Source organism: Fluviispira vulneris, from assembly GCF_014281055.1.
Taxonomy (GTDB): domain Bacteria; phylum Bdellovibrionota_B; class Oligoflexia; order Silvanigrellales; family Silvanigrellaceae; genus Silvanigrella; species Silvanigrella vulneris.
On the sequence record NZ_JACRSE010000003.1, the window covers coordinates 480,691 to 495,827 of the forward strand.

The window sequence follows — 15,137 nt, forward strand, 5'->3', positions numbered from 1 at the left end:
TCTTGTCTTTCACTTAAAATAAAAATTAGAGGGTCTCCATATGAGTCAGAAATCATAAATTATATATAACTGGAATTTTCACAAACAGCTTGACCAATACATTCTACTTTTTTGCATTTTGAATTTACAGAATGCTGATGTGCTTTCGCTAATGTTGAATCTATAAAATTCCATCCATTATCTAATTCTCCTCGAATTTTTAATAATAGCTCGCGCCCAACTTCCTAGTTTTGACCAACGATTAAATTTATTAAATACTGTTGAAAATGAACCAAACTCCGTTGGTAGATCCCTCCTTGGAGCTCCTGTTCGTAGCTTCCAAAAAACGGCTTCCGTAAAAATCCTAATTCTATTTGAAAAATGAATCTTAAATTCTTTAACCAATGGCACTTGCTTAGACCACATTGGAGCTATTATCATCAGCCTCAACATATTTCCCTCTTTTGTTAGGCTTCGTAATCCAACTTTTGCAGGAAATCTGCCAGAAATAAAGAATTCTTCATTATTTGAGAACACTCCGTAAGTTTTATATAACTTTACTCTCATCGTTAAGGAGAACTTCTTTAAAATACATAGGAAAAAGTAATGTACAAGATTATAAAGAAAAAGAACTGCGTATTTGAATATTTTCAACTTGGAGAGCATACAGAAAAAATTATTTTATTTACAGATTTTAAATCGAGTATAAACCGATGGAATAAGCAATTTATAGAAAATTTATCGAAATATTTTACAGTGGTTTGTTTTAATTATCCTGAAATTGGTCAGTCCAAATATGAACAAATTGAAAAAATTGAAGACTACGCAAAATTTGCCATAGATATGCTTGATTTGGATGGAAAAGATGATTTTTACTTTTTTGGTCACTCAATGGGAGGATATGTTGTTCGATCTTATCTATCTTTAAACAATTGCCCTATGCCAAAAGCAGTTATTTTTAATAATACTTCACCAGGTGGGCAAAAGAGAGTTGTGTTAAATAGAGATATTTATCATATCCTTAATAATGAAGATTCTGAAAGTCCAGCATATATAAAACTTATGTATGGTAAAAATATTGGGCTTGATGTTTTAAATGAATCTTATTTGTCTAGAGATGTGTTAAATATATCAAAAGACGTAGAAAAGAAGCAAACTGAACTTATCATGAACTTTTTCAAAGAAGAGAGTTTATATTCACAAAAAATATCTCAACCTGTCTGTATTATTCACGGGCGAAATGATCAGGTTTTCCCTCTACAAAATGCATATAATTTTTTACCAATGTGTGAAAATATAACTGAATTGCATTTAACTCATGGTCATCATGCTCATCTCACTGAATATTCAGATTATATTGCGAAGATTATAATTTCATTTGTGCAGGATTTAAAAAAATTTAATTTAAAAATTTAATACGGTTTTGGTTTGTCTGGAGTTTTATGGAAATGAATTGTTTTTCTGTCGCCCCAGTAAAAATCTGCGCCAAGGGCGAGTTTTTGAAAAACTTCTATGGCCTCTTTTTTCGATTCAAAATCAACGTAGGCTTCTCTATATTCACCAATTTGAACATTAGTGTATTTGATAATAACTCTGTATTTACCATTGTGGAGGATCATAATATCAACCCAATTGGCACTAAAACCTTCTGCATAAGATTTGGGGTTGAATGGTATTGAGATAATTAGAATAGTAATAAAAATGATTAAGATTTTTTTCATAAAAAAAACTCTGTCCTTAGCATTTATTAAGACTTTTCGGAAGATGAGTTCCAAGTCTTAAATGCGAAAAGACAGAGTTAAGATACTGAAAAAATGACCCTATTTAGGTTCTATAAAACCCAAGGGCGCGTTCCTTCGTTGGAAGGTGTTTTGCCAATTGCATCCTTGCGGCTCAACTTTATGCGGCCAGTGCGATCGAGTTCGATGACTTTAACCATGATTTCATCGCCTTCTTTAACAACTTCTTCAGTTTTATTAACGCGTGTTGCAGCCAATTGTGAAATATGTACGAGGCCTTCAATTCCAGGTTTAATTTCAACAAATGCGCCAAAATCAGCAGTTTTCTTGACAATTCCAAGATAAATTTCGCCAATTTCTGGGTCAGTGGTTAGATAGTTGATCATGCGTTTTGCTTTTGCAGCAGCAGTTCCATCTGTCGATGCAACGCTCACGATGCCTTCATCGTTGACTTCGAGTTTACAACCTGTATCAGCAACGATTTTCTTAATGTTTTTACCACCTGGGCCAATGAGATCACGCACTCTTTCAGGTTTAATTTTAATCTGTTCAATGCGTGGAGCCAATTGACTTAAATCGTTTGGACGCGCAATTGTATGGAGCATTCTGTCAAGAATATGTGTACGACCTTCTTTAGCTTGGGCAAGGGCTTGTCTAAGAATTTCCATGGAAATTCCTTCGATTTTAATATCCATTTGCAAAGCTGTTATTCCTGATTTACTTCCAGCAACTTTAAAATCCATATCTCCTAGGTGATCTTCGTCGCCTAAAATGTCAGAAAGGATTGCAAATTCTTTGCCTTCTAAAATAAGGCCCATTGCAATACCAGCAATAGGTTCTTTTAGAGGAACGCCAGCGTCGAGCATGGAAAGTGTGCCTGAGCAGACAGAAGCCATTGAACTTGAACCATTGCTTTCTGTGATTTCAGAAACGATACGGATAGAATAAGGAAAACGATTGCGTGCTGGGAGAGCGGCTTTAAGAGCTCTTTCGGCTAAGTTTCCATGTCCCACTTCACGGCGAGCTGGAGAGCCTAAGCGTTTGACTTCACCTACGGAATAGCCCGGCATATTGTAATGAAGCATGAAAGTTTTTTCTTCAAGAACATTCATAATTGATTCGCTTTTTTGCGAATCATCGCTGGTTCCTAAAGTAACTACACCAAGGGATTGAGTTTCACCACGGGTAAAGAGCGCTGAACCATGCGTTCTTTTTAATACACTCGTTTGACAATCGATATTGCGTATATCTTTTGTTGAACGCCCATCAACACGTCTATTGTCTTTAATAATACTTGTGCGTAAGGTTTTATATTCTTGCATTTCGAAAAGGTAACTAAATGCTTTTTCAGATTCAGCATTTCCTTCTTCAACAAGAGCAGCTTTTGCTTCTTGCTTGATTTTGTCTATTTCGCTTTTACGTTCAGCTTTTCCTGCAATTGCATATGCATCACGGAGTGGTTTTGCATATTTTTTAGCGAGAGTTGCTTTCATATCAGCATTTTCTGGCGCGCTTGGCACAGCTCTTTTTTCTTTTCCGCAAATTGAACGTATTTCTTCTTGTACAGCACAGAGTTTTTTAATTTCTTTGTGACCAATTTCAATAGCTTCAAGAACTTGTTCTTCTGAGAGAAAATTAACTGCGGCTTCAACCATTAAAATGGCTTCGCTTGTTCCGGCAACAACAAGATCGAGATCGCTTTCAGGTAGCTCTGCTTCAGGAGGGTTAATTAGGTATTTTCCATTTTTAAAACCAACGCGCACTCCTGCCACAGGTCCAGCAAAAGGAATGTCTGAAATATGCAGAGCGCAGCTTGCACCAAGAATAGCGAGTTGTGCAGGGGAAACTTTAGGGTCAAGAGAGACAACTGTGGCAATAACCTGTGTCTCAACAAGATAAGTTTCTGGAAAAAGAGGGCGGATAGGGCGGTCAATCAGACGACTGGTAAGAATCTCGCGGTCAGATGGTCTTGTTTCTCTCTTAATATACCCGCCAGGTATACGGCCAGCAGAATAAAACTTTTCTATATAATCTACTGATAAAGGGAAAAATGAAGCTGTCGCTTGTGCTTGTTTTGCTGCAGTTGCAGAGACAAGGACTTGTGTACCACCGCAAGTGATAAGAACAGATCCGCCAGCTTGGCGAGCAATGCGACCTGTTTCAATGTGGATTTGGTCGTCGCCAATTTTGACGGACTTTTCTGTAATTTTGAACATGAAATAACCTTAAAAAACATAAATATTCCACTCAAAATCGGGATATATGAGGGGATATTTTATTGATGTTTATCCTCACGGCCAATCCGAGAGTCCCAGTGCACCATGCACCAGCTTGAGTGTGTCCCGTTCGTCGATCAAAGATATTAGCAGAGATTAAAGTTATTAAAAAGCTTTTTCATTCTATTTTGGTTGAAAGTCTTTGCATTTGGTGGTCTAACGGGTTTGAAGTTTTGGCTCTTTTCTCTTCTTTGGAAGGAATGTCTAGTCTTTATATTGGAGATATTTTCCATGTCGTTATTCAAAGTTTTACACTATCCACATGTTCTTTTGCGCAAAAAAGGGACGCCTATTACCAATTTTTCTGATAACTTTCGCTTATTCTTAAAGAACTTTATAGCGACAATGTATGAATTTGATGGAGGTGGACTTGCTGCTCCTCAGGTCGGAATTGCAAAACGTTTTTTTGTAGTAGATTTCAAAGCTGTCTTTGAAAGTGATAAATTTGAAAATAAGGAAAATAGCTTTAAAGTATTTGATAAAGATAACAATGAAATACCTGCAATTTTTCCAATGGTGTTTGTGAACCCAGAACTTGTTGCAATGACTGAACCCATTAAAGTGAATTGGGAAGGTTGTTTGTCTTTTCCGAATGTAGAATCTTTTGAAACACAACGTTTTTTAAATGTTGAAATTCATGCTCAAAATGAATTTGGCGAAAAATTTTCTGTTAAATCTACACATCTATATGCAAGTGTATGTTTTCAACATGAATATGATCATTTAGATGGTATTATGTTACCCGATAGATGGAATAAAAAAAGTTTCTTTGAAGAAAATATTATTTTAGATATCAAAGATTTTGAAAATGATCCTAAAGAAAGAAAGCGCATGAAAAAATTAAAAGTTATTGAAGCGCATAAATTAAAATATGATTTTATTTAATTAAAGTGTATGAAAATAATTATCAATAGTAAGTATTTAATTTGTAGGTGGAAATTGAAATTTAAAATCCTAAAGCACAGCTTTCTTTTTTGTTTTTTATTTTTAATAGGTTGTGATAAATCTAGTAAATCAACACATAATAACAATATAGTAATTAACAAACCGATTAACAAAGCACTTTATTCTGAGGCATTAGGAACAGTGAATTTGGGCAATACATGTTTTGCCAATTCTGTTCATAAATTGCTATGGGAGTACTTACGTAATCCTAAAGTAAATCCGAATAAAATAAAAAATAGTAATGTTCAGAAATCATTTTATGATTTCATGGATAAAATGAATAAAAAAAATAACTTATTATATTCAGATCCTTCTCAAGTAACTTTTGAGAATGCAAAAGATCCTTACTATAATGATCAATTAAATAATTTATTTGAAAATATTCAAAATGAGTTAATATCTCAAGGAGGTGATGGAACTATTTCTGGATATTCACTTAAAAAAGATCAGATGGATGCTGAGGAGTATTTTGTTAAATTAATAGAACTGCTAGATTTCAATTCTGTTTTACCATCGCTGACTATTTCAACACAAATTGTATTAGAAGACGGATCAAAATTGCCTGCACAAGCGGAAACGACTAAAAAAGATGGTAACCCTGATGATATAATTTATTTTCCTATAAATATACAACATGATATCCACTCATTCGATCAATTGCTTTTGAAAAACTTAACTACAGAAATTGATGATTATAAAGTTAATGGTATCGTACATAATATTACAAAAAACACATACTTTACTTTGAAAGATATGAATAAAGTTCCAGATAAATTATTCTTTGGATTAAAAAGATTTACTTATGACTTATATGGAAAATCATTTAAAATTAATAGCAATATTTCTTTAACTAAAAATATCAATATCGATTTCTTTAGTATGAATTTATCTGAAAAAATAACTGGTTATTATAGATTAAATGGTGCTGTCGTTCACTATGGTAATGATTTAAAAAATGGACATTATGTTGCTTATATTAAGTCAGATGATAATAACTGGTACAAACATGAAGATACCCATATTAGTCTAATTGAAACAGAAGATGAACAATTAGCTATGAAAAATGATATTGAAAATAATGGATATTTATTTTTATTTTCAAATATAAGTAATTAGGGTGCCTTCGCAAAAAATGATGAAAATTTCATTTTTGGTGTTCATGTAAGCAAAAATTTGAGGATACATTCTAGTATAAATTTGCATTTTCATGCAAATGTAAAAGAAACTCGATAATGTTTTCTTTTGTTTCTCTTGGTAAAAAATAAAATTCAGGCATTTCACTTTTTGGAATGCCTAAATCTATAGTTTTAAATAAACTCTCTTTGCTAAAACCATTAATATAATTGGAAGATGGATCAAGAAAATTAGGGGCCCTCTTTCTTAAGGTAACTGAGAGGGGACCATCACCTTTACCGCTTGGTCCATGACAGTTTGCGCAGTACTCAATAAATGCATTTCTTCCTAACAATTGTTTATCAGTAAAATTAAAATTCTTTTTTTCTTCTTCAGTAATTGCCCAGGGGGCGGGTGAGTTTTGAAAAAGTTTTCCCAGAGGAGATTTGTCGAAATATGCAGGAATAATCATAAATACTGCAATTAAAATGAAAAATAATAATATAAATATCCCCGTGATTGCTTTGATTGGAATCCCATTTCTTTTGTTATTGCGAGTCGATTTATGTTTCATTTACTTAACCTCATTGTTGCGGTATCTAATTTGTAAACCTGAGTTCTTTTATCTTTAAAAAACTGCATTTTCAATTTTTACATGCTATGGTTTGCCCCCGATGGCATTGTTTTCTCAGTGAATTCGTTTTGGAGAAGTAAATGATTAAAAGAATTCAAGACAAATGTAGAATTAAAAAGTTATTAAATTTCACCCTTATATTTTCTGCATCCCCTCTCTTTTTCGCTCATTATAACGCAAAAGCATCCACCTCTCTGATGGTGAGCGGGCATGCAGGTGTGGTTGGGCAAGCAACTTATAGCACTCCTCCTAAGCAATCTACTTACTCAGCGTTTCGTGTGCCTATCGGTTTATTATTTGAAGCGCGCCCAACTGATAATTTTTCACTCTTTTTGGGTCTTGAATATGCTTATAACAATTATCCAGGTCCAAGCACATTATTGGGGCAGAACGCGCAAGCAACTGCCCATTCAAGTGATGATAAAACAAATGCTTACTCATTTTTTCCCTTTTCAAACTCCGTCAATGGATCAACTGCTTACTCACAAAATACGGATGTTCCGACCTTGACTCAAGCCTATTTCAGTTATCAAACAGCAGTTGGGTTATTCAGTGCTGGGCGCATGCCTCGCAATTGGGGTTTAGGTATTTGGCGCAATGCGGAATGGTCACCTTATAGCTCATTGCCGACAACAACCGACTCTATTTCGCTCTATACAGACTTTAATGCCTTTGACGTAGCGATTTATATTGATAAATATGGTGAATTAACCGGAGGGACATCAAATGATGGGGATGCCAATGCTTATACGATAGAAGCGCGCTTAAAATCAGACACGTCAGACGTCGCTAGTTCAGGAGTGAGCCAAGAAATTGGTATAACTTATTCCAAGTTTTCCCATAATAATTCAAATACTTCACTGAATATTTTAGATGTTTATTCAAAGTTTTATTTATCTAAATTTTTTCTTGGAACAGAGGTTTTGTACCCAAGCGGTACGACACAAAGCTTGAATTATCAGAACTTAGGTGGAGACTCAGTTGCTTCTACAACCAATGCAGCGCGAACAGCTCTTCCACAAACTATACAAAGTGCATTTGCTGCTCTTTTAAAAATGAAATATCAAATTGGTGGTAAAGACAATTCATCCATAGCAGCCATAGAAAAATCTCAAAAATTAATCGGCACTTCAGATCGTGAAGAGTCCCATGTCGTAGGTTTATGGGCTGGATATGCAAGCGGTGGTTCCAATCAATTTTACACTTCGACAACGGGCAGCGATATCACTGCGGCTGTTATGAATTCAAATATACAACCTTCATTTTTAATGTTTAACAACACAATGCCTGCCATCAACGGTATGCCTGGTGGTGCAATAACCAACACAACTTTCGTGCGCTTAGATTATACTTATGAATCCCCTGGTATCGGTTCTTTTGGCCCAACCGTGGTTTGGGCAATGCTCAATAAATTAAACGATTTGACACAAACAAGTAATAATTGCGCTAACGAACCAAGTGCAACTTCATCTGTTAACAAACTTTGTGTTGGCTATGAGCGCGATCTTGGCGTAGAAATTGATATGTCTTATCGTTATACGACTCTTGACCGTGTGACATTTGGCCTCGATGCAGGTTACTGGTTTGTGGGTCAGGCATGGAAAATTCGAGACTCGAATGGAAATTTCACAACTCCTGATGGGAATTACGGTTTGCGTGCTTCTATCTCTACAGAATTTTGATTTCTACCAAATAACAATAAAGTTTTCAGGGTCATAACGTTTCCCACTCACTTCTATTTCATAATGCACATGTGGACCGGTGCTATGACCTGTGTTTCCAACTGCGGCAATAATATCGCCTTTTTTTACTTTTGCCCCTTCTTTTACATAAATTGCACTTGTGTGAGCATATCGTGTTATCATTTTTCTTTCATGCTGTATCTCTACAAATTTCCCATAATCTTCTGTGCGATTGACCTTTGTGACCACACCATTAGCTGTTGCATAAATAGGTGAGCCAGCAGGTGCAGCAACATCTATTCCATAGTGAATGCGTGCTTGGCCTGAGATAGGGCTCGTTCTCCAGCCAAAGATAGAAGTGAGTCTGCCCCGAACGGGTGAAATGTCAGGGATTGATTGAAGTTTTAAAGCATTTTTTTGTGCTTCAACTAAAAATCTTTTTAAATCATTTAGTTGTTTGGTCGTCTTGAGTTCTGACTCTTGTACAATGTCAAATAAAGACTTGAGCTCTAAACTTTCTATTTTTAAACCTGTGATTTTATTCCTTTGAGCGAACTCTTCTCGTGTCAAAGGGCCTATGCCATTTTGCTCAGTTGGATTATTTTGAGTCTTATTTTTGTTTGGTTTTCGGTCATCAGTTCTTGTCGTTACTTTTTTGATTTTCTCTGAGTAATTCGTAACTTGATTAACTGACTCTTGGATGCTGTGAATACGGGAGTTCAGCGCATCGACTTCGCTTTGCAACCCTCTGCTATCGTCCCGTGCTTGTTCGAGCTCTAGAGCGATTTTTCTAACGGATAAGTAATTCACTGTCATTGCAATTGCGACAGTTATTATCATGGCTGAGAGAATAAAAAACAAAGGAGGGATGAATCCAGGAATTCTGTAAATATGTGTTTTTCCAGTTGTTTTGGATATATATAAAACAGTGTGTGACTCTAATATGGAAGTTCTAAGCTTTTTTTGGGCTGTTAGTTTATTTTTTCGTTTTTTTGAAAAAAGCACTCAAAAAATTCCTCCAGTATAAACGGATTACACTGCTTATATCGGAAGAATTCTTTTGTAAATCGAGTAATATTTGCCTAATTTCTTCAGAAATCATTGGGTAGGAAATTTTTGTGTGGCCTGGCCGGCGCGATTCGAACACGCGACCATCGGATTAGAAATCCGATGCTCTATCCAGCTGAGCTACGGCCAGAACACACGTCATTTTGGTTAGCATAAGCGAATATTGTTGTAAAGCTTTTCCTAGAAAAAGGCTTGTAAAAGCTTTTTTTGACTCTTTACCAATCAGATTTGTCGAATTTTTTTTCATAGCCAAAGATTTTTAAATTCATCGATATGACATAAGTAGGGTTGCTTTCAGGAATTCCTGCAGGTTTGTTTATTGCAAAAATTAAATCGAGACAATCCTGAATATTTAACAAAGATATATTCTTGGTCGAAGCATAATTACGGCCGTTAGAAAAATCGGTTCCAGCTGGAGCGGAAGGGTCAGTGTTTTGTGCCCATTCATAATTTAATTTTAACCAATTGTAAGGTAAATAAGTTATACCATAAGATTCCTGAGTTTTCTTTATAAATTGATTTGTATTCTTGGAATCAAGCACAAATTGTTGATTATTTGAATAAGAAAGTTTGATCCCAAAAGGAAAATTTGCGTTAGATGAAAAACTCAAAGAATTTATTCTTTGATAATATTGGCTATATGAGGTTGTGAGAGTTCCATCTATGGGGATAAAAGGAGCTAAGTTTATTTTTCCTGACGCAATGATATCCGTGTATTTCTGCACAGGAATAGGAACAACAGAACTCCCTGCATTTTGATTTGCTTCATCAGCAGTTCTTTCTGCCAACAGGTTGTAGCCAGTTGCAATTGACAAGGTCAGAGGAGTCATTGTCCAGAGAGTTTCTTTTTGAAAGTAATTGCCTTCTGGCCAAATATAGTTTTGTTTTAATTCATACGAACTGACTTTATCTGAATAGTCATTTAATTCTTTTTGTGCCCAAAGATCGAATACTTTTGTTGCTTCAGCTTCTGAGGTAAATTGAAAAATTTCTTTCGTGTCAGGAGGTGAATTTAAATTTTTATCTTTAATACTTTCATAGAAATATTGTATATTGCCAACTCCTAAATCTTGTCTTTTTGGAATACGAGCAATAGGTGCTTTTGATAATTTATAATTTTCTTTTTTTATTGTCCATGAAGTTTCTATTCCTAACGTTAATGTAGCATTACTTAATACATTATCTTCAGCGTACCATAGCTGATATGTTGACGGAAAATTAGAGCTTTTAGTTACATTAGGGATATATGAAAAATCTGCAAATGGTTTAATGTTTTGTGTAATAGCTATATTTTTTGCATCTAAATAGGCATTTTTTAGATTAGCATAAATAGGAATTTCTATATGTGATCCATATTGAAGATATGATAAAAATGGTTGGGTAGTATTATAAGGAGCAGATTTTGGAAAATAATATTGTGTTCCTGTTCCTTTAACTGAGATATTGGCATTTATATAATCGTTCGATTTTAATGGTAATATAATTTTAGAAGAAGTATTGAGGCGATAGCCACTTGCATAAGGATCAGTAATACTCTTATTTGCATTTGGATCAAAAAGTACACTTGTTCCTTGTGGAGAAGAACTATTCTGATTCATAGAAATAAAATTCGTTCCATTGATTCTATCTACATTTTCCCAAGCAGTTTCATTACTAAAAGAAAATGGTACATTGAAATAATGATCTGGCAAAAGATGAAATTCAACTCGTGGCAAACGAAGAGGAGTATTCGATTGTGAATCTGCAAATAAATCTTTTAATCCTTGCCCACGAATGGAGAGAATATAATTATGACCATAATACTCAGCATCCACTTCTTGATTTAAAAATCTTCTTGATGCAGGAGAAGTGTCGCCATAAACGGAAGCCAAGGGATTTATATTGATATTATTATCTGAAAAATCAGAAATATAGTTATTGTCACTGACTAATTGGGCATTGCCTTTTAGGGAAAATGATTGACCAATAGGGATATTTATTGAATTGTTTGAATACCATCTGTTTTCCTTATTTGAACCCAAATAACTTTTGTATCTTTGATTTATAATTTCTTCATTTACAGATGCGGGGGTTGGGATGAGCGAAGATGTTATATTCGACTGATTATTTTCCCAATTTGTTTGATTTATCTTATCTTTTATGAACTTTCCTTCAGTCTTTAAAGTGCTATTTTCTTCGAGACGGAGTCTAAATTCACCAGAAAACTGAGATCCTCTCATACTAAAATATTCATAAGTCAAAGTGCTGTCAGCGTGAGGTCCTAGGGTAACAAAAAAAGGAAAAGAGAATTCTTGTCCCGCATTATTACTCATATAACCGCTTGGGAGAAGGAATCCGGTTTCTCTTTTACTCTTAATTGGAAATTTTAGCCAAGGTGAATAAAAAATAGGAATGGATAATAAGTCGATAGAAACATCGCGCATTGTTATATATTCGTTCAGTTCAATAGTTGCATTTTGTGAACTAAAACCATAGACAGGAGGTTCATTAAAATCACTGCATTTACATGGAGTGATAATGGCATTATTAAGAATAAAAGTATCTTGATCTTTTTGAATAATTTGGGCTGCAGCTATTTTTACATAGCCTTTAATAGACGTGAAATTTGTTATCTTATTGGAAATTTCAGGATTTTCTTTGTTAAATTTTTCTACAGCAGCTCTTCTTTCTATAAGCTTTTCACGTATTTTTTCTGGCAGTGATGCTAAAATTGCATTGGGTTGATATTGAGTGCGAGTAAGTCTTGCCAATAAACGACTATAATGTTTCATTATGTCATTCATTTTAATTGCAATATCTTCTGATTTATTTCCTTTTATAGAATATAAATTTTTTAAGTTTATATATTCTTCACGCATCGCTTTTAATTCATTTTCCAGCTCTTTCTTTCTTGTATTTTTAGCTAAATCGAAAGCAATTTCTGCCTTGCTAAAACCGAGCGTTTCTTCGCTTACATTTAATTCTGTAAGAGAAGGGTCTGAATATATTTTTGCGTTATCCATTCGCATTTGTTTAGTGTTAATATCTATAATTATATTGGAGGCAGTAATTTTTTGTTTATTATTTATGAGTTTTACATCACCGTTAGCTGTAACAAGCCCAATATTTTTTTGAAAGATGATTTTTTTTGCAGATAAATAGCTATTTCCAATAAGAAATGTAGCATCGTCATTCAATGTAATACTTTGTGATTCTTTATTAATAATTATATTATTGGCATCGTAATATATTAGATTTGGTAATTGCAGATTATCACTTTGTGATTGCGAGTATGTTTTTATATGCAGAATTGATAAAAAAACAAACAAGAATCTTAAGAGTATATTTTTCACTCATTTCCTCTAAAAATGGATAATCCAAATCGTTGCATGACTGTTCCAATAAAAGCAATTGAACCTGTTATTACAAGCGGGAGGTCTGCTAAATGATTCATGGCAGTTTCTAAAGCAGAATCCAAATTATAAAAGTACTGACATGTTATATCTCCCTGAGGAGAAAGCGCAAATTTATTGTTTTCTAAGTTTGCTTTTTCAATATACTGGGAAAAATGCTCAATAGATTCAGATCTTTCTGAAGCGATTTGAGTGAAAATAATATTTTTTGATATTTTTGGCATAATTTCTAAAGATTTTTTCCAGTTTTTATCATTTAAACTTGCAAATACAAGGACGCAGTTTTTGTCTTTAAATAAAGACTGCTGATACTGCTGTGTAAAATAAGCAAAACCTTCCGGATTGTGTGAGGCATCAAAAATGACTTTACGATTGTGAATCGTGCGAATATCAAAGCGTCCTGGCCAATAAGTTTTAGAAATTGCCTTGCTTATTTTATTTTCTGAGAAATTATATTTTAAATTATCAGTTTTTTCTAATTCATTTATAATTGTTAAAGATAAACGCAAATTTTTAATATTCATTTTTGGGAAATTAAATTCATCATTGTCATTTGAGTTTTCAATATTATTGAGTATATTTTTATATTTTTTGTTTAAATTAAATGCAGACTCAAAAATATTTGATCCAATTAAATTGCATGCGTCATATACGCCTTGTCTGGCCTCTGCTGGTAATTCGCCAATAATAAAGGGTTTATTTCTTCTAGAGACATGTGATTTATCATAAGCAATTTTATATAGTGTGTCACCTAAATAATCCGTATGCTCAAGGCTAACATTTGTTAAAGCACTTGCAATTGGAGCAATTGCATTCGTGCTATCAAATTTACCTCCCAGCCCAACTTCACAAACCAGAAATTCAACATTTTGTTTTAAAAATATAAGCAGTGCAGTGGCTGTAGATATTTCAAAAAAGCTCGCATCGGGTAGATATTTCTTCGTAGCTTCTTTAATAATATCAATGTTTTCTTCAAGAATAGTTTCTGAAATGGGCTCACCATTAATTCGCATCCGTTCGTTTGGATGAATCAGGTGGGGAGAGGTATACAAACCGGTTTTCAAGCCATGTTCTCTAAGAATTGATTCTACAAAAGAACAAGTTGTTCCTTTCCCATTGCTGCCAGTTACTAATATTGAAGGAATATTGAGTATGCCCTGAGCTAGCCAATCTGTTAGCAATTTTTGCAAACGAAAAGCGCCAGGAACAATGGCGCCGCGAACTTTTTGAAAAAAAGGCTCCAACGAGGATTTAACTTCTAATTTTCTTTCAAGAGGGAGTTTATAAGTCATTTTAATGTTTAAATTTTATTAATTTACTTTCTTTTTTTTTGCTCTGGAGCGCATAAAATATTTAAAGTTCTTGAAATGATTTCTTTCATCTCTGATCTTTTTACAATTTTATCGACCACCCCATGTTCAAAACAAAACTCAGCCGTTTGAAAATCATCAGGTAGTTTCTGGCGAATAATACTTTCTATAACTCGTCTGCCCGCAAAGCCGATCGTTGCTCTAGGTTCGGCAAAGTGAACATCACCAAGCATAGCATAACTTGCAGCAACCCCACCTGTTGTTGGGTCGCAAAGAACACTGATATATGGGAGGCCTGCATCTTTATGTAGACCGATCGCGGTCGAAGTCTTAGCCATTTGCATAAGTGAAATGAGTCCTTCGTGCATGCGAGCACCGCCGCTGCTGCTGACCATAATGACAGGTAAACCAAGTTTGCGTGCGCGTGTGAACATCCGCATGATTCTTTCGCCGACGACGGAACCCATGCTTCCACCCATCCAAAAGAAATCTAAAACACCAAGAGCAACGGCTCTGCCATTTAAAAGACCAGCTCCGGTGATGACAGCATCATAACGTTTGGTTTTTTTAGCCATATTTTTTAGACGATCTTCATAAGAGCGACCGTCATCAAATTCAAGGGGATTTGTGCTACACAACGTGTGATCCCATTCGAAAAATGTATTATTATCTATCAGCAGTTCAATTCTTTGTTCCCCAGGGAATCTGTGGTGATAACTGCAAGATGGACAGACAAGATGATTTTCTTCTAAATCTGACACAAGTACAATTTCAGAGCAAGAAGGGCATTTATGCCATACTCCGGATGGAAAAGATTTTTTTTCAGATATATCTTGAAGTTTTGCGGGTTCCCGCGATAGCCATCCCATTTAAGTCACCTCCTCGACAGAATGCAGTTGGTAGTCCATAACAAAGCATACGCATAAGGTCAAAACTTATGGCGTAGCAAAAATGATTTCAGATGCTATCATAATTGATAGATGACAGCCCTAATGAAGG

12 protein-coding genes and 1 tRNA gene are annotated in these 15,137 nt (G+C 34.6%); 4 read left to right on the top strand and 9 right to left on the bottom strand.

Annotation, left to right across the window (positions count from 1 at the left end; all coding sequences use genetic code 11):
- Positions 1 to 177 precede the first annotated feature (177 nt).
- Positions 178 to 546 carry a transposase gene (locus H7355_RS08940; protein ID WP_186646661.1) on the bottom strand — a complete coding sequence of 123 codons (369 nt, stop codon included), beginning with the start codon at positions 544 to 546 and terminating at the stop codon, positions 178 to 180.
- Between the two features lie 39 nt (positions 547 to 585).
- Between H7355_RS08940 and H7355_RS08945 the strand changes: the two genes are divergently transcribed.
- Positions 586 to 1,395 (top strand): alpha/beta fold hydrolase, encoded by an 810-nt coding sequence (locus H7355_RS08945; protein ID WP_186646663.1) that lies wholly within the window; start codon positions 586 to 588, stop codon positions 1,393 to 1,395.
- Here the strand turns inward: H7355_RS08945 and H7355_RS08950 are convergent.
- A complete protein-coding gene (locus H7355_RS08950; protein WP_186646665.1) occupies positions 1,392 to 1,700 on the bottom strand; it encodes a hypothetical protein in 309 nt (102 codons plus the stop codon). The two genes, H7355_RS08945 and H7355_RS08950, sit on opposite strands and share 4 nt — an antisense overlap.
- Positions 1,701 to 1,810: 110 nt before the next feature.
- Entirely contained in the window at positions 1,811 to 3,934 is a 2,124-nt protein-coding gene (gene pnp, locus H7355_RS08955) for a polyribonucleotide nucleotidyltransferase (protein ID WP_186646667.1), read from the bottom strand.
- A gap of 291 nt (positions 3,935 to 4,225) precedes the next feature.
- Here pnp and H7355_RS08960 point away from each other — a divergent pair, with 291 nt between their 5' ends.
- Together H7355_RS08960 and H7355_RS08965 are read left to right on the top strand one after the other, a co-directional pair.
- Positions 4,226 to 4,879: a peptide deformylase gene (locus H7355_RS08960; RefSeq protein WP_186646669.1), complete on the top strand. Its 654-nt coding sequence runs from the start codon at positions 4,226 to 4,228 to the stop codon at positions 4,877 to 4,879.
- A 54-nt stretch (positions 4,880 to 4,933) separates the two neighbouring features.
- Positions 4,934 to 6,055 (top strand): hypothetical protein, encoded by a 1,122-nt coding sequence (locus H7355_RS08965; protein ID WP_186646671.1) that lies wholly within the window; start codon positions 4,934 to 4,936, stop codon positions 6,053 to 6,055.
- Positions 6,056 to 6,125: 70 nt separating this feature from the next.
- Here H7355_RS08965 and H7355_RS08970 read toward each other — a convergent pair whose 3' ends face one another.
- On the bottom strand, positions 6,126 to 6,626 hold the full coding sequence (locus H7355_RS08970) for a c-type cytochrome (RefSeq protein WP_186646673.1): 501 nt from the start codon (positions 6,624 to 6,626) through the stop codon (positions 6,126 to 6,128).
- Positions 6,627 to 6,766: 140 nt separating this feature from the next.
- On the opposite strand from H7355_RS08970, the gene H7355_RS08975 reads away from it, so the two are divergent.
- The gene (locus H7355_RS08975; protein WP_186646675.1) at positions 6,767 to 8,368 is read left to right on the top strand and encodes a hypothetical protein; all 1,602 of its coding nucleotides are present in this window, start codon (positions 6,767 to 6,769) and stop codon (positions 8,366 to 8,368) included.
- Positions 8,369 to 8,371: 3 nt separating this feature from the next.
- Here the strand turns inward: H7355_RS08975 and H7355_RS08980 are convergent, their stop codons facing one another.
- The 5 genes from H7355_RS08980 to accD all read right to left on the bottom strand — a co-directional run bounded on the left by H7355_RS08980 (position 8,372) and on the right by accD (position 15,007).
- Entirely contained in the window at positions 8,372 to 9,373 is a 1,002-nt protein-coding gene (locus tag H7355_RS08980; protein WP_186646677.1) for a M23 family metallopeptidase, read from the bottom strand.
- A 116-nt stretch (positions 9,374 to 9,489) separates the two neighbouring features.
- Positions 9,490 to 9,566, bottom strand: a tRNA-Arg gene (locus H7355_RS08985).
- An 85-nt stretch (positions 9,567 to 9,651) separates the two neighbouring features.
- Positions 9,652 to 12,768, bottom strand: a complete 3,117-nt coding sequence (locus H7355_RS08990; protein ID WP_186646679.1) for a hypothetical protein — start codon at positions 12,766 to 12,768, stop codon at positions 9,652 to 9,654.
- Positions 12,765 to 14,120, bottom strand: coding sequence for a bifunctional folylpolyglutamate synthase/dihydrofolate synthase (locus tag H7355_RS08995; protein ID WP_186646681.1), 1,356 nt, complete (start codon positions 14,118 to 14,120; stop codon positions 12,765 to 12,767). The genes H7355_RS08990 and H7355_RS08995 overlap by 4 nt, the downstream gene beginning before the upstream one ends.
- Positions 14,121 to 14,143: 23 nt before the next feature.
- Positions 14,144 to 15,007, bottom strand: coding sequence for an acetyl-CoA carboxylase, carboxyltransferase subunit beta (gene accD, locus H7355_RS09000; RefSeq protein WP_186646683.1), 864 nt, complete (start codon positions 15,005 to 15,007; stop codon positions 14,144 to 14,146).
- Between the last annotated feature and the right edge of the window lie 130 nt (positions 15,008 to 15,137).

What these genes read in the sequence shown, in the direction of transcription:
- H7355_RS08950 (WP_186646665.1), bottom strand. Translation starts at nt 1,700, where the DNA reads ATGAAAAAAATCTTAATCATTTTTATTACTATTCTAATTATCTCAATA.
- H7355_RS08975 (WP_186646675.1), top strand. Translation starts at nt 6,767, where the DNA reads ATGATTAAAAGAATTCAAGACAAATGTAGAATTAAAAAGTTATTAAAT.
- H7355_RS08970 (WP_186646673.1), bottom strand. Translation starts at nt 6,626, where the DNA reads ATGAAACATAAATCGACTCGCAATAACAAAAGAAATGGGATTCCAATC.
- pnp (WP_186646667.1), bottom strand. Translation starts at nt 3,934, where the DNA reads ATGTTCAAAATTACAGAAAAGTCCGTCAAAATTGGCGACGACCAAATC.
- H7355_RS08940 (WP_186646661.1), bottom strand. Translation starts at nt 546, where the DNA reads ATGAGAGTAAAGTTATATAAAACTTACGGAGTGTTCTCAAATAATGAA.
- H7355_RS08945 (WP_186646663.1), top strand. Translation starts at nt 586, where the DNA reads ATGTACAAGATTATAAAGAAAAAGAACTGCGTATTTGAATATTTTCAA.
- H7355_RS08995 (WP_186646681.1), bottom strand. Translation starts at nt 14,120, where the DNA reads ATGACTTATAAACTCCCTCTTGAAAGAAAATTAGAAGTTAAATCCTCG.
- accD (WP_186646683.1), bottom strand. Translation starts at nt 15,007, where the DNA reads ATGGGATGGCTATCGCGGGAACCCGCAAAACTTCAAGATATATCTGAA.
- H7355_RS08960 (WP_186646669.1), top strand. Translation starts at nt 4,226, where the DNA reads ATGTCGTTATTCAAAGTTTTACACTATCCACATGTTCTTTTGCGCAAA.